A 23,323-nucleotide genomic window follows, 5' to 3' on the forward strand; every position below is an offset into this window, starting at 1 on the left:
AGACCTAAATCTCCTTGCGCCTGAGGAGATAGTCGAGGCCGCCGACGCGATACCAGCGGTAGCCGTAGGCATCGAGCCTGACGGTGTGAAAGCCTTTATCGTCTGCTTCACTGCTCGCGCCATCGGCAATGTCGATCAGCTGTCGTCCGTCTTCACCGACATCGGGATCGAAGGTTACTTCTGCCGGTTGCGCATGCAGATTGTGCAGGATCAACACGGAATTGCCGCGCCAGTCGTAGCGAAGCGCCAGCACGCCGTCGTCACCCGTGTCGACCACGGAGAAATCGCCCCATCCGATCTCCGGGGCTTCCTTGCGCATCCGGATCATCCGTTCGGTCCAGTTCAGCAGCGAATTGGGATCGCGCCGCTGTTCGGCGACGTTGACATGCTGGAACCCGTAGGGGCCGTCCTTGATAACCGGCGAGACAGGCTTTCCACTCTTGGTGAAACCGCCTTCCGGTTCCGTCGACCACTGCATCGGCGTGCGGGCACAATTGCGCTCCGGCAAGGCCAGATCGTCGCCCATGCCGATCTCGTCGCCGTAGCGGATGACAGGCGTTCCGGGCAGCGAAAACAGCAGGCTGTATGCCATCTCGATCCTGCGGCGGTCGCCGCCGAGCATCGGCGCCAGGCGACGACGAATGCCCCTGTCATAAAGCTGCATGTCCTTTTCGGGTCCGAAGGCGGCAAAGACCGCGCCGCGCTGCTTTTCCGACAGCCGACCGAGATCCAGTTCGTCGTGATTGCGCAGAAACAGACCCCATTGGGCGGTGGCCGGGCGCGGTTTCGTCGTCTCCATCGCCTTCTTCAGCGGCCGCGTATCGGCGCTGGCGAGAGCATAAAACAGCGCCTGATTGACCTGGAAATTGAACATCATCTGCATGCGGTCGCCGTCATCGCCGAAATATTCGAAATTGTCTTTCGGCAGGATGTTGGCCTCGGCGAGAATGATGGAATCGCCCAGTCGCCATTGCAGGAATTCGCGAAACTTCCTCAGCATGTCGAACTGCTCGACGGGCTTGGAAACGTCTGCGCCTTTCGTCTCGATTATGAAGGGGGCGGCATCCATCCGGAAGCCGGAGACGCCGAGCTGGATCCAGAAGCCCATGATCTTGAGGATCTCCGTCTGCACCTCGGGATTGGAGGTGTTGAGATCGGGCTGGTGGTCGTAGAAGCGGTGAAAATAATAGGCCCTGGCTTTTTCGTCATGGGTCCAGGTGGTCTTCTGGACGCCGGGGAAGACCATTCCCTGATCGGCATTCGCAGGTTTTTTGTCTGACCAGACGTACCAGTCGCGATAGCGTGAGTGCGGGTCGCTCCTGGCGTCTTGAAACCAGGGATGGTCCTTGGAGGTGTGATTGATCACCAGATCGATCAGCACGCGGATACCGCGCTGCTTGGCGCCATGGGTGAATTCGACGAAATCGCCGAGCGAACCATAGCGCGGGTCGACATTGTAATAGTCGGAAACATCATAGCCGTCGTCGCGGCCGGGCGACGTCTGGAATGGCATCAGCCAGATCGCCGTCACGCCAAGGCCGGAGAGATAGTCGAGGCGCCGCATCAGCCCCTGAAAATCACCGACGCCGTCACCGTTCGCATCCATGAAGGTCTCGACCGAGAGGCAGTAGATGACGGCGTTCTTATACCAGAGGTCGTTGATCATGCCGGAGCTCCAATCCAATCTGGTCGCAAATCCCGGCGGGCGGAAAAGGTTCCGATAAAGCGGTCTTTGTCGCACGGCTTATCCGCTGATTCCGACCTATACTGTCCAGTCGGGCAATGATGCTTTGCCTATTTTAGGTAATTCTGATGTAATGCAGCTTCCGGCTAGCAAATAATGGTCGGCGCGATGTCGGAGGATGCCATGCAGTGCGCTCGGACAGTCTCTTTCGTATCGGTCGCGGTGATCGCCGCCGCAGCTGGAGAGGTTTCGCATTCTGCAGAAAAGAGCGACAGGCTGAGGCCAACCGAGCTCATTCGTTCCGCCCATGTGCTGACGGTTCCTCTCGACGCGACGGTGACGCCGCCGACCTTCTCGATCAGCTGGTGGTCACGCGTGACGCGCGCGCCAGACGCCAATCCGCCTCCCTATGTCTTCCAGGAGGCTGAACGAATGGACGCGATTTCTCGGCCAGGCGCTGAGTGAGGGTTACCCGCCTATTCAGGAGTTGGACAAAGAAAAGCCGGCGCGGACGCCGCCTTAAAGCATGTCTCGCAAAAGTGTGCAGCGGTTTTGCGATAATGACATGCGAAAAAACAAAGACATAAAGCGTGACAAGCGAATCTGAAAGATCGCGGCACGCTTTAGATATCCATTCGAAACTGGATCCGCTTAGGCGGCGCGGCGGATCAAAATGTGCTTCTTTTTACCGAGCGAGAGCTTGATGACGCCGTCGGCGGTGATTTCGTTGCTGCCGATCAGACGGCGTTCGTCGCTGATCGCCTCGTCGTTGATGCGCACCGCGCCGCCCTGGACGTGTCGGCGCGCTTCGCCGTTCGAGCCGGCAAGGCCAGCGCGGACCATCAGGGACAGCAGGCCGATGCCGCCGTCGAGTTCGGTCGCAGGGATATCGACGGACGGCAGGTTTTCCGACAGCCCGCCTTCTTCGAAGGTCTTGCGCGCCGTTTCCGCAGCCTGCTCGGCGGCCGGACGGCCGTGCAGGATGGCGGTAACTTCGGTCGCCAGAATCTTCTTGACCTCGTTCAGCTCCGAACCGCCGATCGCCGAAAGCCTTGCGATTTCATCCATCGGCAGCGTGGTGAAGAGCTTGAGGAAGCGCGGCACGTCGGCATCCTCGGTGTTGCGCCAATATTGCCAGAAGTCATAGACGGGGCGCAGGTCGGCATTCAGCCAGACCGCGCCGGATGCCGACTTGCCCATCTTGGCGCCTGATGACGTCGTCAGCAGCGGCGATGTCAGTGCGTAGAGCTGCTGTGTCCCCATGCGGTGACCGAGATCGATGCCGTTGACGATATTGCCCCACTGATCAGAACCGCCCATCTGCAGACGGCAGTCGTAGCGCTTGGCAAGCTCGACGAAGTCGTAGGCCTGGAGGATCATGTAGTTGAATTCCAGGAAGGACAGCGACTGTTCGCGGTCAAGGCGCGTCTTCACGCTGTCGAAGGACAGCATGCGGTTGACGGAGAAATGACGGCCGACATCGCGCAGGAACTCGAGGTAGTTCAACGAGCGCAGCCATTCGGCATTGTTGATCATCAGCGCGGCATTGCCGGGTTTGTCGTAGTCGAGATAGTTCGAGAAGCAGTTCTTGATCGAGGCGATATTCTGCTCGATCGTTTCGATCGTCATCAGCTGGCGGGCTTCCTCCTTGAAGGAGGGGTCGCCGACCATGCCGGTGCCGCCGCCCATCAGAGAAATCGGGCGGTGGCCGGTTGCCTGCAGCCAGTGCAGCATCATGATCTGGGTGAGATGGCCGACATGGAGGCTGGATGCCGTCGGGTCGTAGCCGATATAGGCCGTCACGGTTTCCTTGGCGAACATATCGTCGAGGCCACGTTCATCGGAAACCTGATGAATGAAGCCGCGCTCTTTCAGCGTGCGGAGGAAATCGGACTTGAACTCGGACATGGCTTTCGTCTCTTGGTGTCTGCGCTTGACCCATATGGCTTCACGCAAGTTCGTTGTTGTTGATCTGTCGCGGCGCGTTTAGCACTGTTTTTATAAAAGTGCATCCGGGAATCGCATGGGAGGCAAGCCTCATGGATGTCATCAGAACCGCGATCGGCCTGATGAGCGGCACGTCGATGGATGGAATCGACGTGGCGCTGATCAGGACCGACGGCCGCGGCTTCATCGACCGCGGGCCGTTCCTGGGCGTGCCCTATGAGGCCGATTTCCGCGGGCAGCTGAAACGGGCGCTCGAACTGGCGCGACCGCTGACCGACAGGAACGGCCGCTCCGCTGAACTTCGCGACATCGAGCTTGAGTTGACCCAACGGCATGCAATTGCCGTTGCGGCATTCCTGGAGCGTTTCGGGCTTGCTGCCGATGCCGTCGATGTCCTCGGCTTCCATGGCCAGACCGTGCTTCACCGGCCCGACGAGGGGCTGACGGTCCAGATCGGCGACGGCCAAGAATTGGCGCGCCAAACCGGCATACCGGTGGTCTATGACATGCGTGCCAACGATATGGTTCATGGTGGCCAGGGCGCGCCGCTGGTGCCGGCCTATCATGCGGCACTGGCCGGAAAATTCCAGCAGGCCGGGCAGGCTGTCTGTTTCGTCAATATCGGCGGTATTTCCAACCTGACCTTCATCGGCACGGACGGGCGGATATCGGCCTTCGACAGCGGCCCGGGCAATACGCTGATCGACCAGTGGGTGGAGATGCAGACCGGCAAAACTTACGATCCCGGCGGCGAGATCGCCGGACGCGGCAAGGTCGTGGCCGCCCTGGCGGAGCGTTACCTTGATAACCCGTTCTTCCGCGGCAATGTCCGCCGCTCGCTCGATCGCGGCGATTTCGCGCCGCTTCGGGATGGCGAAGCGAGTCTCGAAGACGGCGCCCGGACGCTCGCGCATGTCGCTGCCGCCGCGATCGTCAAATCTGCCGGTTTCCTACCGGAGAGCCCGTCGATCTATATCGTCTGCGGCGGCGGGCGGCTAAACGCCACAGTGATGGCGGAGTTTTCGGCCATGGCCGAAGCACTGGGATCGCATGTGTTGACCGCCGAGCAGGCCGGCTTCGATGGCGACGCTATGGAGGCCGAGGCCTGGGGCTATCTCGCCGTCCGCTCGCTGGACGGGCTGCCGCTGACATTTCCTGGCACGACGGGCGTTACCGCCCCCGTCAGCGGCGGGATGCTCGCAAGGCCATGAGCGAGAGGGTGATGCTGAAGACGCGGCCCGGTTTCCTCAGTCCCGACCATGCGGCCGGCAAAGCCCTAACTCTTTACGGCGACTGGCCGGACATTGGATCCGCGCCCAGCCTGATTGCCATCCTCGACGCCTCTGACCTGGGCGATGAATGAGAATTTCTTGCGAAGGCCAAGGATCGGCTTCTCGATGAAATGCCAGGACAGGACCGCGACGGCGAGGGCCGAGGGCAGGCCGACGAGATAGAGCGCCAGTGCACCATATTTCGGATAGAGAAAGACCGTGGGGAAAGAGCTGATCCAGATCTGCAAGAACGGATCGTGGTAGAGATAGACCCCGTAGGAATAGTCGCCTTTCCTGAAGAAGGCGGGAATTGGAACTTCCGACAGGCCGATGAAGACTGTGATGTAAACCAGCGAGGTGATGACGATCGGCCGGTTGATCACCGACTCCACTGCCTGGCTGTCGAGGGTAACAATGGCGACGACGCAAACCAGGCAGGCGGCAGCAAATAGCCAGCGGGAATACGGAATGACGGCTTTGAACTGAAAGGCGACGATGCCCATCATGAATGCCGTTATCAGCTGCGAGCCCCGGCTCATGAACAGAAAGCGCGCGATCGGCTTGATCGAGCCCGGGAACAGATAGGGCATTTTCTGCACGATCAGGCCGAGGACGATATAGGCGGCCGTCACGGCGAGCAGCTTATAGCGGGTCTTCACGATGGCGGTGATCATCAGGAACGACATGATGATGTAGCAGAAGATTTCCCAGGGAACCGTCCAGAGCGCGCCGTTGACACGCTGGCTGGGATTGTCCTGGAAGACACCCGGCAGCTCGTAATGGATCCAGCCGACGATATTCAGGAAGTATTTGAAAAATCGCGGATCGGTAAAATAGTCGGCATGATAGACGACCGTGATGATCGGCCCGATGATCAGCGAACAAACGACGATATCGACGGCCAGTGCGGGGACGATTCGCAAGCCGCGATTGATCAGGAAGTTCCGCAGGCTCAGGCGTTGGGCACTGCCGGCGATCAGAAATCCGCTCAACGCGAAAAACATCGGAACAAGAGCATATTCGGTAAACCAGAGTACCGAGCCCCTGATGAAGGCATCATTCCTTGTCAGCAAAAAGGAATGGGTCAATACGATAGAAAAGGCGAGCCCAATTCGAAGAAAGTCGAACCCCGGACCGATACCCCTATACTTATCCAGGACTTCCCCGAACGACTTGGTCATTGCGGACCTCGCTTTAGTTAGGATCGCGAGGAACCTACCGCACTGCAATATAGATTGCAACACGGTAGGTGATCTGTTCCGGCACAATCGACCCAAGCGACCTGGATCGTGCCGAGCGGGATGGTTTCGGCGCTATGAGGTCAGCGGATCCGCTTGGCGGCCGGCTCTGGCACCAACTCGCCGTTCAGGCGGCGGTCGAGGTAGTCCTCGCATTCGCCCATCAGCGTTTCCACCTGGCCGTTGAAGAAGTGGTTGGCGTTGGAAACGGTGCGGTGGGTAATCAGAATGCCCTTCTGGGTCTTCAGCTTCTCCACAAGGCCATTGACGTCCTTTTCCGGCGCTACCTTGTCGGCCTCGCCGTTGATGATCAGGCCGGAGGAGGGGCAGGGCGCCAGGAAGGAAAAGTCGTAAGTGTTCGGCTGCGGGGCGATCGACATAAAGCCTTCGATCTCCGGCCGGCGCATCAAGAGCTGCATGCCGATCCAGGAACCGAAGGAATAACCGGCGACCCAACAGGTCTTCGAATCAGGGTGCAGGCTCTGGACCCAGTCGAGCGCCGAGGCAGCATCCGAGAGTTCGCCGGCGCCGTGGTCGAATTCGCCCTGGCTGCGGCCGATGCCCCGGAAATTGAAGCGCAACGTCGTGAACCCGCGCTTCTGGAACATGTAGAAGAGCTGGTAGACGATCTGATTATTCATCGTGCCGCCGAACTGCGGATGCGGATGCAGAATCAGGGCGATGGGCGCGCTTTTTTCCTTGGAGGGCTGGTAGCGGCCTTCAAGACGGCCGGCTGGGCCGTTGAAAATAACTTCGGGCATTGGTACTCCGGGTTTTATTTCGCGTTCGCGCTGCGTCGGACGACAACATGACTTGACTAGTGTTGTCAGCTTTTCTAAAACGCAGTTTAGAACAATTCGAAACTTGCATGGCGATCCACGCATCGTGGAATGTGTCATAAGGCAAGCCCGGCGGAAATTTCAAGAAAAATGAACCGCGGATGCTGAAGCAAGCTCGTCAAGCGCAGGACTGAAGATCATGGCGCCGCCACGCCTTTATCTCGACTGGAACGCCACAGCGCCGCTGCACCCCGCAGCACGCGCGGCGATCATGCGCGCCATCGACATTTTCGGCAATCCAAATTCCGTTCACGGCGAGGGCCGGGCCGCTCGCGCCGCCATCGAAGGCGCACGGCGCAAGGTGGCAGCACTTGCCGGCACCGATGCCGGCAATGTGGTCTTTACCAGCGGCGCGACCGAGGCCGCCAATCTGGTGCTGACGTCGGATTTCCGCATGGGCCGCACGCCGCTTCGGCTTGGCCATCTCTATTTTTCGGCGATCGAGCATCCGGCTGTGCGCGAAGGCGGGCGCTTCGCCAGAGAGAGTATGACGGAGATCCCGGTGACGGAAGCCGGCATCGTCGCTCTCGATGCGCTCGGCCACCTGCTCGAAGCGCATGACAAGGCTGCGGGTCTGCCGATGGTCGCTATCATGCTCGTCAACAACGAGACGGGAATCGTGCAGCCTGTCGAGGCAGCGGCAAAGATCGTCCACGCCCACGGCGGGCTCTTCGTGGTCGACGCCGTGCAGGCGGCGGCCCGCATCGCGCTCGATATCGAAAAGATCGGTGCCGATTTCATAATCGTTTCCTCGCATAAGATCGGCGGGCCGAAGGGTGCCGGCGCGCTCATTGCGCGCGGCGAGGCGCTGATGCCCAGGCCGCTGATCCAGGGCGGCGGACAGGAGCGGGGTCACCGCTCAGGGACACAGAATTCGCTGGCGCTGATCGGCTTCGGCGCGGCAGCAGAAGCGGCGGTCGACGAACTCGAGGCGCGCAACGCGGCGATCGGCGCGTTGCGCGAGCGGCTAGAAGCCGGCATGCGTCAGGCCGCAGCCGACGTGATGATCCACGGCGAGGGTGGCGAGCGTGTCGCCAATACGATCTTCTTCACCCTGCCGGGGCTGAAGGCCGAGACCGGACAGATCGCCTTCGATCTCGAAGGCGTTGCACTTTCCGCAGGCTCGGCCTGCTCATCGGGTCGGCTTGGCGAAAGCCATGTGCTGACGGCGATGGGCCGCGACGCCAAGCTCGGAGCGCTGCGCATCTCGCTCGGCTTTTCGACGACGGAAGAAGATATCGACAGGGCGATTGCGGCTTTCGCCAAGATCGCCAACCGGCGCAGGTCGGCGGGCGAGGCGGCTTGCCCCGTGTCAAAACTTGCGGAAACGCAAATTTCTGCTTGCCAATCGGGCTGAAAAGTCCCTTTTGGCCTCTTACATAAAGGGCAAGAGAAATGCCCAAACACTACAAGCTGCCGGACCTTGTATCCGGCGAGATTGGAGAATGAGATGGCTGCGGTGCAGGAAACAATCGACCAGGTGCGCCTGATCGATGTGGACCAGTACAAATACGGTTTCGAGACCGTCATTGAGATGGACAAAGCGCCGAAAGGCCTGTCCGAAGATATCATCCGCTTCATTTCGGCGAAGAAGCAGGAGCCGGAGTGGATGCTGGAATGGCGTCTCGAGGCCTATCGTCGCTGGCTGACGCTGGAAGAGCCGACCTGGGCGCGCGTCGACTATCCGAAGATCGATTTCAACGACATCTATTATTACGCCGCGCCGAAGAGCACGCCGGGCCCGAAATCGCTCGACGAGGTCGATCCGGAGCTGTTGAAGGTCTATGAGAAGCTTGGCATCCCGCTGCGTGAGCAGGAGATCCTTGCCGGCGTCGAGAAGCCGAAGATCGCCGTCGATGCCGTTTTCGACAGCGTCTCGGTCGTCACCACCTTCAAGGCAGAGCTGAAGAAGGCCGGCGTGATCTTCATGTCGATCTCGGAAGCCATCCGCGAGTATCCGGAGCTGGTACAGAAGTACCTCGGCTCCGTCGTTCCAACGAGCGACAACTACTATGCGACGCTCAATTCGGCGGTCTTTACCGACGGCTCCTTCGTCTTCGTGCCGAAGGGCGTTCGCTGCCCGATGGAGCTGTCCACCTATTTCCGCATCAATGAGAAGGGCACCGGCCAGTTCGAGCGCACCCTGATCATTGCGGAAGAAGGCGCCTACGTCTCCTATCTCGAAGGCTGCACGGCGCCGCAGCGCGACGAAAACCAGCTGCATGCGGCTGTCGTCGAACTCGTTGCGCTCGACGATGCCGAGATCAAATATTCCACCGTCCAGAACTGGTATCCGGGCGATAAGGAAGGCAAGGGCGGCATCTACAACTTCGTCACCAAGCGCGGCGACTGCCGCGGCGACCGGTCGAAGATCTCCTGGACGCAGGTCGAAACCGGCTCGGCGATCACCTGGAAATATCCGTCCTGCATCCTGCGCGGCGACGACAGCCGCGGCGAGTTCTATTCGATCGCCGTCTCTAACGGCCATCAGCAGATCGACAGCGGCACCAAGATGATCCATCTCGGCAAGAACACGTCGAGCCGCATCGTCTCCAAGGGCATCGCCGCCGGCGTTTCCAACAATACTTATCGCGGCCAGGTCTCGGCCCACCGCAAGGCTTCGAATGCGCGCAACTTCACCCAGTGCGACTCGCTGTTGATCGGCGACAAGTGCGGCGCCCATACCGTGCCCTACATCGAGGCGAAGAACTCGACGGCGCAGTTCGAGCATGAGGCGACAACCTCGAAGATCTCCGAGGATCAGCTGTTCTACTGCCTGCAGCGCGGCATCCCGACCGAAGCGGCGATCGCCCTGATCGTCAACGGCTTCGTCAAGGAAGTCCTGCAGGAATTGCCGATGGAATTCGCCGTCGAGGCGCAGAAGCTGATCAGCATTTCGCTGGAAGGCTCAGTGGGCTGACATGAGCGAGGCGGACAAGAAGCGTATTCTTGAACGTCTGGAGAATATGCGCGGGGAGATATTGGCGAAAATTCGCCCCCGCGAGCAAAGAAACGAGACGGAAACGCCGCCGGAGCGGCCTTATGTGTTTCTCCGGCAGCGCATGGAAAAACCGGGAGAGATCATTCAGGGGATCCCGGAATTTCTCGAATGGGTTTGGCTCGTAACGGTCGCGGTTTTCCGCGTTTTCCGTTTTTTGGGGCGATAGCGCCGAGCACAACATGTCGATGTCCTTAGAAATTACGCGAGGCTCCGATGAGCTACGCAGAGAAAACGCAGGAACCAAGATGCTTGAAATCAGAAACCTCCATGCTCGCATTGCCGAAGACGGCACCGAGATCATCCGTGGCCTGAACCTGACGGTAAAGGCCGGCGAAGTTGCCGCAATCATGGGGCCGAACGGCTCCGGCAAGTCGACGCTCTCCTATGTGCTGTCTGGCCGCAGCGATTATGAAGTCACCGAGGGCGACATTCTCTATAATGGCGAGAGCATTCTTGAGCTCGATCCGGCCGAACGCGCCGCCAAGGGCGTGTTCCTCGCCTTCCAGTATCCTGTGGAAATTCCGGGTGTCGCCACCATGCAGTTCCTGAAGGTGGCGATGAACGAGCAGCGCAAGGCGCGCGGCGAGGACGAACTGACGACGCCGGATTTCATGCGCCGGGTCAAGGATGCCGCCGGCAAACTGCAGATCAACACCGAGATGCTGAAGCGGCCGCTCAATGTCGGCTTCTCCGGCGGCGAGAAGAAGCGCGCCGAGATCCTGCAGATGGCGCTGCTGGAGCCGAAGCTCTGCGTGCTCGACGAAACCGATTCCGGCCTTGACATCGACGCGCTGAAGATCGTTGCCGACGGCGTCAATGCGTTGCGTTCGCCGGACCGCGCCGTCGTCGTCATCACCCACTACCAGCGCCTGCTCGACTATATCGTGCCGGATACCGTCCACGTGCTCTACAAGGGCCAGGTGATCAAGTCTGGCGACAAGACGCTGGCGCATGAGCTTGAGGCCAACGGCTATGCCGACATCATCGGCGCGGCGGCCTGATCTCGGGTGGAAAGGACGACGTCCATGAACATGCAGACGACGAGCCGCCTGACCGCGGCGGAAACTGCGCTGATCGAGGCCTTCAACCATCAGATCGGCGATCTGCCGGGCAATGGCGCGGTGACGGCGCTGCGCGACCGGCTTCTCGATGATCTGAAGAAGGCCGGCCTGCCGACGCGCCGCATTGAAGCCTGGCACTACACCGATCTGAAAAACCTGCTGCGCACCTTGCCGCCGCAGGTCGGTGACGCCGGCTCCGACGCGCTTGAGCCGCTTGTCGACGGCTCTACGGTGCTGGCGGTGATCCAGGGTCATGCCAACCAGAAGGCTGCCGCCGACGGTCTTGGCGTTTCGGCCTATAGCGAACATCTGCTCGACGGCTCCGCCGCGGACGGCCTCGATGCGCTCGGCAGCGACGACGCGGTCGGCCGCATCAACGGCAGCTTCGTGCGCGACGGCTATGTCATAGACGTGCCTGCCGATACCGAGCTTGACGCTCCGCTCGAAATCCAGTTCGTCCATGCCGGCGGGCAGACACATACGCGTCTTCCTGTTGCCTTCGCCTCTGGCGTCAAAGCGACGGTGATCGAGCGTCATCTTGCGGTGACCGGCGATCCGGCACTCGTGTCCCACGTCAGTGACATCACTGTCGGCGAAGGTGCGGAGCTGACCTGGATCATCCTGCAACAGCACGGAGCCGAGGATACGCATCTCGGCCAGATCCGCATCGATCTCGGCGCCGACGCCAAGCTTCGCCTGTTCGTCATCAATGCCGGCGGCAAGCTGGTGCGCCAGGAGCTGCATATCAAGGTGACGGGCGAGGGCGCTGATCTGACATTGCGCGGCATCAACCTGCTCGGCGCTGACAGCCATACCGACGTGACGATGGTGCTCGGCCACGACGTGCCGCACACCGGCTCGACCGAAGTGATTCGCAACGTCGTCTTCGACCGCGCCAAGGGTGTTTTCCAGGGCATGATCCGGGTGGCACCCGATGCGCAAAAGACCGATGCCAAGATGGCCTGCAATACGCTGCTGATGTCCGACGATGCCGAATTCTCGGTCAAACCCGAGCTCGAAATCTTCGCCGACGACGTGCAGTGCGGCCATGGGGCGACGGTGACCGATATCGACGCCAATCATCTCTATTACATGATGGCGCGCGGCATTCCGGAGAACAAGGCGCGGGCGATGCTCGTCAACGCTTTCGTCGCCGAGATCGTCGAGGAACTGGAAGACGAGACCCTGGTCGAAGCGCTGGAAGGCGTGATTTCGGCGTGGCTCGAAAAGCACGCCTGATCGGATATAGCAATGGACAAGATCGTGCCGGCCACGCCATACGATGTCGAAGCCATCCGCCGGGATTTTCCGATCCTGGCGGAGAAGGTGCACGGCAAGCCGCTGGTCTATCTCGACAACGGCGCTTCGGCGCAGAAGCCGCAGGTGGTGATCGACGCCATCTCGCATGCGTATTCGCATGAATATGCCAATGTGCATCGCGGACTGCACTATCTCTCCAATGCCGCGACCGATGCTTATGAGGCGGCGCGCGAGAAGGTGCGCCGTTTTCTCAATGCGCCTTCGGTCAACGACATCGTCTTCACCAAGAATTCGACAGAGGCGATCAATACCGTCGCCTATGGCTGGGGCATGCCTGAGATCGGCGAAGGCGACGAGATCGTCCTGACGATCATGGAGCACCACTCCAACATCGTGCCCTGGCACTTCATCCGCGAGCGGCAGGGTGCCAAACTGGTCTGGGTGCCGGTGGACGATGAGGGCGCCTTTCATATCGAGGACTTTGAGAAGAGCCTGACGGAGCGCACCAAGCTCGTCGCCATCACCCATATGTCGAATGCGCTCGGCACGATCGTTCCCGTCAAAGAGGTCTGCCGCATTGCGCATGAGCGCGGCATTCCGGTCTTGATCGACGGCAGCCAGGGTGCGGTGCACCTGCCTGTGGATGTGCAGGACATCGATTGCGACTGGTATGTGATGACCGGCCACAAGCTCTACGGCCCATCTGGAATCGGCGTGCTCTACGGCAAGAAGGAGCGGCTTTCGCAGATGCGCCCGTTCCAGGGCGGCGGCGAGATGATTTTCGAAGTCGCCGAGGACGCGGTCACCTACAATGATCCGCCGCATCGCTTCGAGGCCGGCACGCCGCCGATCGTCCAGGCGATCGGGCTCGGTTATGCGCTCGACTATATGGAGAAGGTCGGCCGCGAGGCGATCGCCCGCCATGAGGCCGATCTTGCGGCTTACGCCGTCGAGCGGCTGAAGTCGGTCAATTCGCTGCGCGTCTTCGGAACGGCGCCCGACAAGGGCAGCATCTTTTCCTTCGAGCTTGCCGGCATCCATGCCCATGACGTCTCGATGGTGATCGACCGGCAGGGCATTGCGGTGCGGGCCGGCACGCATTGCGCCATGCCACTCTTGAAACGCTTCGGCGTCACCTCCACATGCCGTGCATCCTTCGGCATGTACAATACCCGCGCCGAGGTCGATGCCCTGGCCGATGCGCTTGAATATGCGCGCAAGTTCTTTGCTTGAGGAGTGTCCGTGATGAGCCTGGACGAAAGCGAACAGAAGATCGACGTGCGCGAAGGCATCGTGCATTCCAGCATTCCGACCGATGAGCTGGCGCGGCTCAGCGACGACGTCATCAGCGCGCTGAAAACCGTCTACGATCCGGAAATCCCGGCCGACATCTTCGAACTCGGTCTGATCTACAAGATCGATATCGAGGACGATAGGATGGTGAAGATCATGATGACCTTGACCGCACCTGGCTGCCCGGTTGCCGGCGAGATGCCCGGCTGGGTCGAAAATGCCGTCGGCGCCGTCGAAGGCGTGTCCGGCGTCGAGGTCGAGATGACCTTCGATCCGCCGTGGACGCCGGATCGCATGTCCGAAGAGGCGCAGGTCGCCGTCGGCTGGTACTGACATTCCGCGGTATTGATCCGTTTACCTCGGACGACTACATTCGAATCATGAAGCACCGGATCTTGACCCCGGTTGTGGAAGGAGAATGGGCCGATGGGCTTTGCAGTGATGAGCATGACGGATGGGGCCGCGGCCCGCGTCAAGGCGATCGTCGAGAATTCCGGCCCGGAGGCCAAGGGCGTTCGCGTCGGCATCAAGAAGGGCGGCTGCGCCGGGATGGAATATACCATCGACCTGGTGACCGAGCCGAATGCCAAGGACGATCTGATCGAGCGCGACGGCGCCAGGGTCTGGGTCGAACCATCGGCGGTGCTCTATCTGCTCGGCACCGAAATGGGCTTCGAGCAGACGACGCTGCGCTCCGGCTTCACCTTCACCAATCCGAACCAGACATCGGCTTGCGGCTGCGGCGAATCCGTCGAGCTGAAACCCGCCGATCTGGCAGCTCTTGCCGCACAGCGGCAGAGCGAGCCGGCGCATTCCTGACCCGGCGGGCTGTCTTTAAATTTTCCGGCCAGAGTTAAATTATCTGCGACGCAGCATCATACGGCAGCGCTCAGTCGCGCTTGATGCTCATCAGCATTTCCCACATGTCGGCACCGGTCTCGAAGACCACGGCGTTCGCCTTGTAACTCTGTTCGGCTTCGAGCAAGTCGGTCAGTTCGGTGGCTGGGTCGACATCCGACGCGGTCGGGCTGACGGTCGCCTGAACGCTGCCTGATACTACTGAAGTGATGCTGGTGTTCAGTCTGGCGTAACCTGATGTGCTGCTGTTTGCGACGTTGCTGGCGATCGCGCCGATCCGCGTCGTCTGCGCCCGCATGCCCGAAAGGGCGGTGCTCGTGATGCCCGATATGCTCATCAGCCGTTTCCCCAGAACTGGATGATCGTCTTTTATCCGCAAGGATTTAGGGAATGCTGAAGGCGTTGCCTTAGCAACGACCTACAGGATGTGCGTCCTGCCGTTCCGCTTGTTCCGGATTGGCACGGAACCAGCTTCGCTATCGCGACGCCACCCAGTCGTGCCAATCGCTTTCGTTGCCGTTGAAGACGTTGAGATCAATCTTGCCTTCGACGCCTTCGGAAAGGCCGGAGCCGGAATATTGCCAGAACAGCCACTTGCGGCCCGGATAGACCTTCGAGGGGTGGGCGGCAACCGAGCGCAGCCAGAAGGGATAGTCGAGCATCTGGCCCTTCAAATTGTCGCGGTAGAAATCCGGCGCGGTGTAGATGATCGGGCGCTGGCCGTAGTAGCGCTCCAGCTTGTCCATGAACACCTGCATCTTTTCCCGGACGCGGGCGGGGAGATGCGCCGCTTGCAGCTCGACTCGCCGTTCCATTCGACATCGATGACGGGCGGAAGCGCGTTTGCTTCCCTCGGTACATTACGGATGAACCAATCGGCCTGTTCGCCGGCCGTCCGGCACCAGTAGAAGAAGTGATACGCGCCGTGTTTGAGGCCGGCTTCCTTGGCGCGGCGCCAGTTCTTCTTGAACATCGGATCAAGGTGATCGCCGCCGTCCGTCGCCTTGATGTAGACGAAGTTCGCGCCCTGCTTCCTCAATGTCTCCCAGTCGATTTCGCCCTGCCAGCGCGATACGTCGACGCCGTGCACGGCAAGCTTTCTCGGCGAGGTGGAACCAAAATTGATCGGCTTGGCGTCGCGGAATCGGTGGCCGTAGATCTGTCCGCGTGACGGCGATTTCCTGCCGGCATCGAGATCGGCATCCGGGTTGGCGGGCATCAGCATCGCCACCGGTCTTTCCGTCGGCATCGGCATGCCGACCGGCCTGTCGGCGGGCACGAGCGCCTCAGGTTCGGGAACCGGTCCGGTCCAGCTCAACGCTTCCTGCGGCGCGCTTGTTTGTGCCATGTCGCCGACGGCGGCGGCCGGTATCGGGCCGCTCGGCTTGGTGATTGCATTGGTTGTTTCCGCCGACGGGACAGGCGTGAGCACATCTTCGGCCCCGGAACTGGCGGCGCATCCGGACAGGACCAGGGCGGCAAGGAGGATTGCTGGCAAAGCCGATGGACGCATGAGAACCTGCACGCAAAACAAAAGGTAGACGGCAACATCCCCGCTGGAGAAAACCCGTCCATTTTCAATTGCTAACAGAGACTTGCTAAGAAAGGTTAAATTTGAACTCACTGCCTTGAAACGGGCATTGCCGAGTTCGGCCCTTGCCATACAGCGAAAGTCGACGCGCAGGCCGCCCCTCCCTACCCGCGGGAGGGGCTTGCCGATTTGCCGTTATTCTGCTGCTTCCGCGTAGCTTTCGACCGGCGGGCAGGTGCAGATCAGGTTGCGGTCGCCGTAGACGTTGTCGACGCGGTTGACCGGGGACCAGTATTTGTCGACGCGGAAGGCGCCGGGCGGGAAGCAGGCCTGTTCCCGGCTATAGGGACGATCCCATTCGCCGACGAGGTCTTCCACCGTGTGCGGGGCGTTCTTCAGCGGGTTGTTCACCTTGTCCATGCGGCCATCCTCGATGGCGCGGGCTTCCTCGCGGATCGCCAGCATAGCCTCGCAGAAGCGGTCGAGTTCGGCCTTAGTCTCGCTTTCCGTCGGCTCTATCATCAGCGTGCCGGCGACCGGCCAGCTCATGGTCGGCGCATGGAAGCCACAGTCGATCAGCCGCTTGGCGACGTCGTCGACCGTGACGCCCGAGCTGTCGACCAGCGGACGAGTGTCGATGATGCATTCATGCGCGACGCGGCCGGTTTTCGACTTGTAGAGCACGTCGTAAGCGCCCTTCAGCCGGGTGGCGATGTAGTTGGCGTTGAGGATCGCCACCTTGGTTGCCTGGGTCAGGCCTTCGCCGCCCATCATCAGGCAGTAGCTCCAGGAGATGGGCAGGATCGAGGCCGAGCCGAAGGCCGCGGCCGAAACCGCGCCGGGACGGCCGTCGGTCTCGGGATGGCCGGGCAGGTGGGGCGCCAGATGCGCCTTGACGCCGATCGGGCCCATGCCGGGGCCGCCGCCGCCATGCGGGATGCAGAAGGTCTTGTGCAGGTTGAGGTGCGACACGTCGGAGCCGATGTCACCGGGGCGGGACAGGCCGACCATGGCGTTCATGTTGGCGCCGTCGAGATAGACCTGGCCGCCATGGGTATGCACCAGATCGCAGATTTCCTTGACGGTCTCCTCGAAGACGCCGTGGGTCGAGGGGTAGGTGATCATGCAGCAGGAGAGGTTTGCCGCATGCTCCTCAGCTTTGGCGCGGAAATCGTCGAGATCGATGTCGCCGTTCTCGCGCACCTTGACGACCACAACCTTCATGCCGACCATCTGGGCCGAGGCCGGGTTGGTGCCATGCGCCGAGGTCGGGATCAGGCAGACGTCACGATGGCCCTCGCCGTTGGCGATATGGAAGTTGCGGATCGTCAAAAGGCCGGCATATTCGCCTTGCGCGCCGGAATTCGGCTGCATGGAGAAAGCGTCGTAGCCGGTGACGGCGCAGAGCTTTTCGATCAGGTCGTCGATCATTTCGCGATAGCCGAGTGCCTGGTCTGCCGGCACGAAGGGATGGATATCGGAAAATTCAGGCCAGGTGATCGGCAGCATTTCCGCCGTCGCATTGAGCTTCATCGTGCAGGAGCCGAGCGGGATCATAGAGCGGTCGAGCGCCAGATCCCTGTCGGAGAGCCGGCGGATGTAGCGGGTCATTTCGCTTTCGGCACGGTTCATGTGGAAGATCGGATGGGTTAGGTAATCGCTTGTTCTGAGCAGGCCCTTCGGCAACCGGTAGGAAGGATCGAAATCGGCAACCTGGAAATTGCCGCCGAAGGCGCGCCAGACGGCTTCAAGAGTTCGCCGGCCGCGTGCGCTCGTCAAGGCTCATGCCGATCTGGGTTTCGCCGACCTTGCGCAGATTGACCCCTTCGGCGACGGCTGCGCGCAGGATGAGGCCCTGCATGTGGCCGACATCGACGGTGATCGTGTCGAAGAAGCTTTCGGGTTCAACCTTATAGCCAAGCTTTTCCAGGCCCTTGGCCATCAGCACGGCCTTCTGGTGCACTTGCTGGGCAATCGCCTTGATGCCCTTGGGGCCATGGAAGACCGCATACATCGAGGCCATGACGGCGAGCAGCACCTGGGCGGTGCAGATGTTCGACGTCGCCTTCTCGCGGCGGATATGCTGTTCGCGGGTCTGCAGCGACAGGCGATAGGCGCGGTTGCCGCGGGCATCGACGGAAACGCCGACGAGACGGCCGGGCATGGAGCGCTTGACGGCGTCTTTGACCGCCATATAGGCCGCATGCGGGCCGCCGTAGCCGACCGGGACGCCGAAGCGCTGCGAGGATCCGACGGCGATATCGGCACCCATTTCGCCGGGTGATTTCAGCAGCGTCAGCGCCAAAATGTCGGCGGCGACGATCGCTATGGCGCCGGCCTGATGCAGGCGGGCGATCAGGCCGGTGAAATCATTGATGTGACCATGGGTGCCGGGATACTGGAAGATCGCCCCGAAAACATCGACCGGATCGAGATCGGTGAAGGGATTGCCGACGATGACGCTCCAGCCGAGCGGTTCGGCGCGCGTGCGGATGAGGGCGATGGTCTGCGGATGGCAGTCGGCATCCACAAAGAAAGCCTTGGCCTTCGACTTGGAGACGCGCTCGGCCATCGCCATGCCTTCGGCAGCAGCGGTCGCCTCGTCGAGCAGCGAGGCGTTGGCGACGTCGAGGCCCGTGAGGTCACAAACCATCGTCTGGTAGTTGAGGAGCGCTTCCAAACGGCCCTGGCTGATCTCCGGCTGGTAAGGCGTATAGGCCGTGTACCAGGCGGGGTTTTCCAGGATATTGCGCTGGATGACCGGCGGCGTGATGGTGCCGTAGTAACCCTGGCCGATCAGCGAGACCAGCACCTTGTTCTTGTTGGCGGTCTCGCGCAGCTTGTCGAGCGCCTCGCGCTCGGTCATCGGCGCGCCCCAGACGAGCGGCGCCTTCTGCCGGATGGCGGGCGGCAGCGTCGCATCGATCAAGCCGTCGAGGCTGTTGTAACCGATCACCTTCAGCATGTCGGTCATCTCGGCCGGCGAGGGGCCGATGTGACGGCGATTGGCAAAATCGTAGGGCTGATAGTCGGTGAACTGGAATTCGGTCGGCGTCGTCATTACGCGGTGAGCTCCTTGTAGGCCGCCTCGTCGAGCAGGCCGTCGGCATCCGCGGGATTGGCAAGCTTCAACTTGAAGAACCAGCCGGCGCCCTGCGGATCGGAATTGACCAGCGACGGATCGGCAACGATGGCCGGATTGACCTCGGTGATCTCGCCGTCAAGCGGACAATAGACGTCTGAGGCCGCCTTGACGGATTCGACGGTCGCGGCATTGCCGTTCTTGGAGAAGGTCGCACCGACTTCCGGCAGTTCGACGAAAACCAGGTCGCCGAGCTGATCGACGGCATAATTGGTGATGCCAACCGTCGCAACGCCGCCTTCGATCTGCAGCCACTCGTGTTCTTCGGTAAATTTCAGCATTGTTCGTCCTCTCTGGAAAAGGTTTAGCGTTTGTAGGTCGGTGTGACGAAGGGCAGGGCGCTGACGGTGATCGGCAGATATTTGCCGCGCACCTCCGCGTAGACGAGCGTGCCGGCCGCAGCATGTGAGACCGGTACGTAGCCCATGGCGACGGGGCCCTCGACGCTAGGACCGAAGCCGCCCGAGGTGACTTCACCGATTTCGAGCTTGCCCTCGGCATCGGCATAGAGCTTGGCATGGCCGCGCACCGGCGCCTTTCCCTCAGGCTTCAGGCCGACGCGGCGGCGGGCGGCGCCATTTTCGAGCTCGTAGAGAATGCGGCCAGAGCCCGGGAATCCGCCGGCGCGGGCGCCGCCCGCGCGCCGCGCCTTCTGCATTGCCCATTCCAGCGCCGCCTCGACCGGCGAGGTGGTGGTGTCGATATCGTTGCCGTAGAGGCAGAGGCCGGCTTCCAGGCGTAGCGAATCGCGGGCGCCGAGGCCGATCGCCTGGACGTCGGGATGCTCGAGCAACCGCATGGTGACATCCTCGGCCTTATCTGCCGGGACAGAGATTTCGAAACCGTCCTCGCCGCTATAGCCGGAGCGCGAGACCAGACAGGAAACGTCGTGCAGCCGGCAGTGACGCACATCCATGAATTTCATCGACGCGACATCGGCCCAGAGTTCGGCGAGAACTTCGACCGCGCGCGGTCCCTGCAGCGCGATCAGCCCGCGGTTGAGAAGGGTGATGTCGCACGTGTCGCCGATATGGGCCTGCAGATGGGCGAGATCGGCCTCCTTGCACGAGGCGTTGACGACGACGAAAAGATGGTCGTCGACATGGGTGATCATTAGATCGTCGAGGATGCAGCCGCTGTCGTCGGTGAAGAAGCCATAGCGCTGGCGGCCTTCGGCAAGACCCAGGATATCGACCGGCACCAGGCTTTCGAGCGCCAGCGCGGCGTCCTCGTAGCTGCCGGATTTCGCCTTCACGATGACCTGGCCCATGTGGGAGACATCAAAGAGACCGGCTTCGGTGCGGGTATGAAGGTGCTCCTTCATTACGCCTGCCGGATATTGCACCGGCATGTCGTAACCCGCAAACGGCACCATGCGGGCGCCGAGCTGGAGATGCAGGGCATGCAGCGGGGTTTTCTTCAGGGCAGCAATATCGTCCAAAAGACGCCTCCGGGGTTTGCGCCTTTTTGCGAAGGCGCGGGCTCAAATCTGAAGGCGCGGTTGCGCACTTCTCTCCTGAGCCCCCTCTGTCCTTGACGCCTGAGATTGTTATCCCTTCGGCGAGCGTTTCGAGAACGCTTCTCTCCAGAGTTCCGTCTGCCCCTTGCTGGTCCTTTGGCCTGAGAGTTTCCGGGGCGGTTGCTCCTTCGGCACCGGTGGTTGACAAGCACCGGATTCTCCCAACAAGGTTGGTGCAATTATCCGGCGGCTGTGGCTCTTGGCAAGCGGCAAATGTCGTCGCCGGGCAAATTTTTGTCGTCTTATTCCAATCGGGCCTTAAACTGCGGCAAATCTGCTTTTGCATTCGGGGGCGAAACCGGCTATCGCGACTTGCTGTCGAAGGGGATCTCATGCGGCCGACCGGACTGAAAGCGACGCTCTTTCTGCGCATGCTTTGCGCATTGAGCCTAGCTTTGCTCGGCCTTGCGCATCAGGCGCCGCAGGCTGTCGCGTCCGAAAGTTATGATGCGAGCGCCTATGTGCTGCCCGACGGTACCTTCGCCTCGCTCTGCATCACGGTAAAGGATGCCGACGGCAAGAGCGTCGCTTTCAAGCCGACTTGCGAAGCCTGCCGGCTGTCGGCCTCCATCGTCCTGCTGACGCCGGATGCAGGCTCCTGGCTCGAACGCAAACTCGCCTCGCTGATCAACGCGCCGACCGAGGCCTCGACCTTTACCGGGGAAGAGCCGTCAGCCGGCCGAATTCCCGCGCGCCTCCCGTCCTCGCCTGATCTGCCTTCGCAATCCAATATGCAGCATGCCGGTCCGCCCGAGAAAAGTTTACGGCCGGTGAGGAGATATCCGATGAAGATCAGCAAGACATTTGGCAAGACATTCGCGCTTGCCGCCCTTCTTTCCGCGACCGCCATCGCCGGCGCCGAGGCGCATGTGACCTTCCTCAACAAGGAGGCGACCCAGGAAAGTACTATTCTCGCCACGCTGCAGCTGCCGCATGGCTGCGACGGCAAGGCGACCACGGAAGTGCGGATCAAGCTGCCCGAAGGTTTCGTCTTTGCCAAGCCGCAGCCGAAGGCCGGCTGGGAACTCGAGGTGATCAAGGGCGACTACCAGAAAACCTACGACAATCACGGCGACAAGGTGAAGGCGGGCGCGGTCGAGATCCGCTGGAAGAATGGCAATCTTTCCGACGATTTCTACGACAACTTCGTCATCCAGGGTAAGGTATCGGGTGTAGAAGCCGGCACCTCGCTCGCCTTTCCGGTGACGCAGATGTGCGGCGACACGGTCGAGGCCTGGGATCAGGTGGCGAAGGAAGGCGGCGACGCCCACGGGATGAAAAGCCCGGCGCCGATGTTGAAGGTCGTTGCCGGCGAAGACCATGGTCACGGTCATGACGACATGGCAGGGATGGACATGTCCGGTATGAGCGGTATGGGTGCCGCGGCGCCGGCTGGCGAAGTGGTCAAGGCCGGCGATCTCGAAGTCTCCGGCGGTTTCGCCAAGGCAATGCTGCCCGGCCAGCCGGTCGGCGGCGGGTTCTTCACGGTGAAGAACAACGGCCAGACGGATGATCGGCTGCTTTCGGTGACATCGCCCGCAGCCGGCGAGGTTCAGATCCACGAGATGGTGACGAAGGACAATGTCATGCGGATGCGCCAGCTGAAGGACGGTATCGGCATTGCTGCCGGCCAGACGCTCAAGCTCGAGCCCGGCAACCTGCATCTGATGTTCCAGAAGGTTAAGACGCCGTTCAAGCAGGGCGAGACGGTGCCGGTGACGCTGACTTTCGAAAAGGCCGGCAAGGTCGATCTGGTGCTGCAGGTGCTGTCGGCGCAAGGCAAATAAGCGCGACCGATCGAAACGATAAAGCCCGCGGCTCTGCGCAGTCGCGGGCTTTCATCAGGGAGGCGGTTGCCTCAGACCTCTTCGTAGGATTGGAGGGCCTGCTTGAGACCTGCCTGCGGCTGGCGGTTGCCTTTGGCCATCAGGTCGAGCGCCACTTCGGTCGACTGGATGATGCTCGAGGGCTCCTCGGCCTGATCGGGGCTCTCGGCCTTCAATTGCCGGTCGGCAAGGCGCTTTGCGTCGCGCGCGGCGGTGCTCGTCGCCACACGCTGGGGAATCCTCAGCGATTCGAAGGCAACGGCAGCGGTGTTGGCCGATATGGACAGGAGCTGTGTCATGCCGTCACGGTATCGGCATGATCTTGGCGCCATCATAAGAAAATCATTGGCATTTTACCGGATGGTAAGAATTCATTCCGTCGCGATTGGAATCCCAGCGCAGTTGCGATAAATCCGGCTCATGATCCAAGCTCTTCTCGTCGCCGTCGGCGGCGCTATCGGTTCCCTTCTCAGATATTATGTCGGCCAGTGGATGCTGAGGCTCATGGGCCCGGCCTTCCCCTGGGGCACGCTTGCCGTCAATGTCGTCGGCTGCTTCGTCATCGGCGTCTTCGCCGAGCTCGATCGCGCGCAGGTTCAATGCCTCGGTGGAACTGCGCCTGTTGCTGATCACCGGCTTCCTTGGCGGCTTCACCACCTTCTCGGCCTTCTCGCTGGACGCGATCTCGCTATTCGAGCGCGGTGAGGCGGTGGCTGGCGGTATCTATATCGTTGCGAGCGTCGGGCTTTCGATGGTGGCGGTCATGTCAGGCCTTGCCGTCATGCGCGCTTTGGCCTGATTTCTTTTCCGGTTTCCGTTTTGCGTGAAAATGCTCTAAAGCCTGCGGCAAGAA

19 protein-coding genes, 3 pseudogenes and 2 riboswitches are annotated in these 23,323 nt (G+C 61.1%); of the genes and pseudogenes, 12 read left to right on the plus strand and 10 right to left on the minus strand.

Translation table 11 applies throughout. The annotated features are described in order from the left end of the window. Window positions 1-4 precede the first annotated feature (4 nt). On the minus strand, window positions 5-1,666 hold the full coding sequence (locus MF410_RS07290; protein ID WP_097628625.1) for an alpha-amylase family protein: 1,662 nt from the start codon (window positions 1,664-1,666) through the stop codon (window positions 5-7). A 201-nt stretch (window positions 1,667-1,867) separates the two neighbouring features. Between MF410_RS07290 and MF410_RS07295 the strand changes: the two genes are divergently transcribed. Next, entirely contained in the window at window positions 1,868-2,149 is a 282-nt protein-coding gene (locus MF410_RS07295) for a hypothetical protein (RefSeq protein WP_097628654.1), read from the plus strand. Window positions 2,150-2,335: 186 nt separating this feature from the next. Here the strand turns inward: MF410_RS07295 and tyrS are convergent, their stop codons facing one another. Then, window positions 2,336-3,592: a tyrosine--tRNA ligase gene (gene tyrS, locus MF410_RS07300; protein ID WP_097628626.1), complete on the minus strand. Its 1,257-nt coding sequence runs from the start codon at window positions 3,590-3,592 to the stop codon at window positions 2,336-2,338. A 131-nt stretch (window positions 3,593-3,723) separates the two neighbouring features. Here tyrS and MF410_RS07305 point away from each other — a divergent pair, with 131 nt between their 5' ends. Beyond that, window positions 3,724-4,842, plus strand: coding sequence for an anhydro-N-acetylmuramic acid kinase (locus MF410_RS07305; protein ID WP_097628627.1), 1,119 nt, complete (start codon window positions 3,724-3,726; stop codon window positions 4,840-4,842). Window positions 4,843-4,907: 65 nt separating this feature from the next. Here MF410_RS07305 and MF410_RS07310 read toward each other — a convergent pair whose 3' ends face one another. Together MF410_RS07310 and MF410_RS07315 are read right to left on the minus strand one after the other, a co-directional pair. Continuing rightward, window positions 4,908-6,083 carry an acyltransferase gene (locus tag MF410_RS07310; protein ID WP_097628628.1) on the minus strand — a complete coding sequence of 392 codons (1,176 nt, stop codon included), beginning with the start codon at window positions 6,081-6,083 and terminating at the stop codon, window positions 4,908-4,910. 140 nt (window positions 6,084-6,223) lie between these two features. Then, the gene (locus MF410_RS07315) at window positions 6,224-6,901 is read right to left on the minus strand and encodes an alpha/beta hydrolase (RefSeq protein ID WP_003568896.1); all 678 of its coding nucleotides are present in this window, start codon (window positions 6,899-6,901) and stop codon (window positions 6,224-6,226) included. A 217-nt stretch (window positions 6,902-7,118) separates the two neighbouring features. Here MF410_RS07315 and MF410_RS07320 point away from each other — a divergent pair, with 217 nt between their 5' ends. The 8 genes from MF410_RS07320 (at window position 7,119) to sufA (ending at window position 14,413) form a co-directional block, all read left to right on the plus strand. Continuing rightward, window positions 7,119-8,336: a cysteine desulfurase family protein gene (locus tag MF410_RS07320; RefSeq protein WP_097628629.1), complete on the plus strand. Its 1,218-nt coding sequence runs from the start codon at window positions 7,119-7,121 to the stop codon at window positions 8,334-8,336. 93 nt (window positions 8,337-8,429) lie between these two features. Then, complete coding sequence (gene sufB / locus MF410_RS07325; protein WP_097628630.1) at window positions 8,430-9,899, plus strand: Fe-S cluster assembly protein SufB; 1,470 nt, start codon at window positions 8,430-8,432, stop codon at window positions 9,897-9,899. Window position 9,900: 1 nt separating this feature from the next. After that, window positions 9,901-10,146 (plus strand): hypothetical protein, encoded by a 246-nt coding sequence (locus MF410_RS07330; RefSeq protein WP_003586275.1) that lies wholly within the window; start codon window positions 9,901-9,903, stop codon window positions 10,144-10,146. A gap of 79 nt (window positions 10,147-10,225) precedes the next feature. After that, window positions 10,226-10,981 carry a Fe-S cluster assembly ATPase SufC gene (sufC, locus tag MF410_RS07335; protein WP_037073856.1) on the plus strand — a complete coding sequence of 252 codons (756 nt, stop codon included), beginning with the start codon at window positions 10,226-10,228 and terminating at the stop codon, window positions 10,979-10,981. Between the two features lie 24 nt (window positions 10,982-11,005). Beyond that, entirely contained in the window at window positions 11,006-12,280 is a 1,275-nt protein-coding gene (gene sufD / locus MF410_RS07340; protein ID WP_097628631.1) for a Fe-S cluster assembly protein SufD, read from the plus strand. A gap of 12 nt (window positions 12,281-12,292) precedes the next feature. Beyond that, window positions 12,293-13,534: a cysteine desulfurase gene (locus MF410_RS07345; protein ID WP_097628632.1), complete on the plus strand. Its 1,242-nt coding sequence runs from the start codon at window positions 12,293-12,295 to the stop codon at window positions 13,532-13,534. Between the two features lie 12 nt (window positions 13,535-13,546). Further along, window positions 13,547-13,927, plus strand: coding sequence for an SUF system Fe-S cluster assembly protein (locus tag MF410_RS07350; RefSeq protein ID WP_097628633.1), 381 nt, complete (start codon window positions 13,547-13,549; stop codon window positions 13,925-13,927). A gap of 93 nt (window positions 13,928-14,020) precedes the next feature. Then, entirely contained in the window at window positions 14,021-14,413 is a 393-nt protein-coding gene (gene sufA, locus MF410_RS07355) for a Fe-S cluster assembly scaffold SufA (RefSeq protein ID WP_003586280.1), read from the plus strand. A 70-nt stretch (window positions 14,414-14,483) separates the two neighbouring features. Here sufA and MF410_RS07360 read toward each other — a convergent pair whose 3' ends face one another. The 5 genes and pseudogenes from MF410_RS07360 to gcvT form a co-directional block, all read right to left on the minus strand. Beyond that, on the minus strand, window positions 14,484-14,789 hold the full coding sequence (locus MF410_RS07360; protein WP_097628634.1) for a flagellar basal body rod C-terminal domain-containing protein: 306 nt from the start codon (window positions 14,787-14,789) through the stop codon (window positions 14,484-14,486). Between the two features lie 139 nt (window positions 14,790-14,928). Continuing rightward, window positions 14,929-15,965: pseudogene (locus MF410_RS07365) on the minus strand (GH25 family lysozyme). Between the two features lie 213 nt (window positions 15,966-16,178). Next, window positions 16,179-19,044: pseudogene (gene gcvP / locus MF410_RS07370) on the minus strand (aminomethyl-transferring glycine dehydrogenase). Further along, window positions 19,044-19,406: a glycine cleavage system protein GcvH gene (gene gcvH, locus MF410_RS07375; protein WP_097628636.1), complete on the minus strand. Its 363-nt coding sequence runs from the start codon at window positions 19,404-19,406 to the stop codon at window positions 19,044-19,046. The pseudogene gcvP and the gene gcvH overlap by 1 nt, the downstream one beginning before the upstream one ends. A 23-nt stretch (window positions 19,407-19,429) precedes the next feature. After that, window positions 19,430-20,566: a glycine cleavage system aminomethyltransferase GcvT gene (gcvT, locus tag MF410_RS07380; protein WP_097628637.1), complete on the minus strand. Its 1,137-nt coding sequence runs from the start codon at window positions 20,564-20,566 to the stop codon at window positions 19,430-19,432. Between the two features lie 76 nt (window positions 20,567-20,642). Continuing rightward, window positions 20,643-20,724, minus strand: a riboswitch (glycine riboswitch). Between the two features lie 3 nt (window positions 20,725-20,727). Continuing rightward, window positions 20,728-20,818, minus strand: a riboswitch (glycine riboswitch). A gap of 611 nt (window positions 20,819-21,429) precedes the next feature. On the opposite strand from gcvT, the gene MF410_RS07385 reads away from it, so the two are divergent. Next, window positions 21,430-22,431 carry a DUF1775 domain-containing protein gene (locus MF410_RS07385; protein ID WP_097628639.1) on the plus strand — a complete coding sequence of 334 codons (1,002 nt, stop codon included), beginning with the start codon at window positions 21,430-21,432 and terminating at the stop codon, window positions 22,429-22,431. Between the two features lie 71 nt (window positions 22,432-22,502). On the opposite strand, the gene MF410_RS07390 is transcribed toward MF410_RS07385, so the two are convergent. Further along, entirely contained in the window at window positions 22,503-22,769 is a 267-nt protein-coding gene (locus MF410_RS07390) for a hypothetical protein (protein ID WP_097628640.1), read from the minus strand. Between the two features lie 121 nt (window positions 22,770-22,890). Here MF410_RS07390 and crcB point away from each other — a divergent pair. Further along, window positions 22,891-23,269, plus strand: a pseudogene (crcB, locus tag MF410_RS07395) (fluoride efflux transporter CrcB). Window positions 23,270-23,323 lie beyond the last annotated feature (54 nt).

This window comes from Rhizobium sp. C104 (assembly GCF_022354505.1).
In the GTDB taxonomy this organism is placed as follows: Bacteria; Pseudomonadota; Alphaproteobacteria; order Rhizobiales; family Rhizobiaceae; genus Rhizobium; species Rhizobium redzepovicii.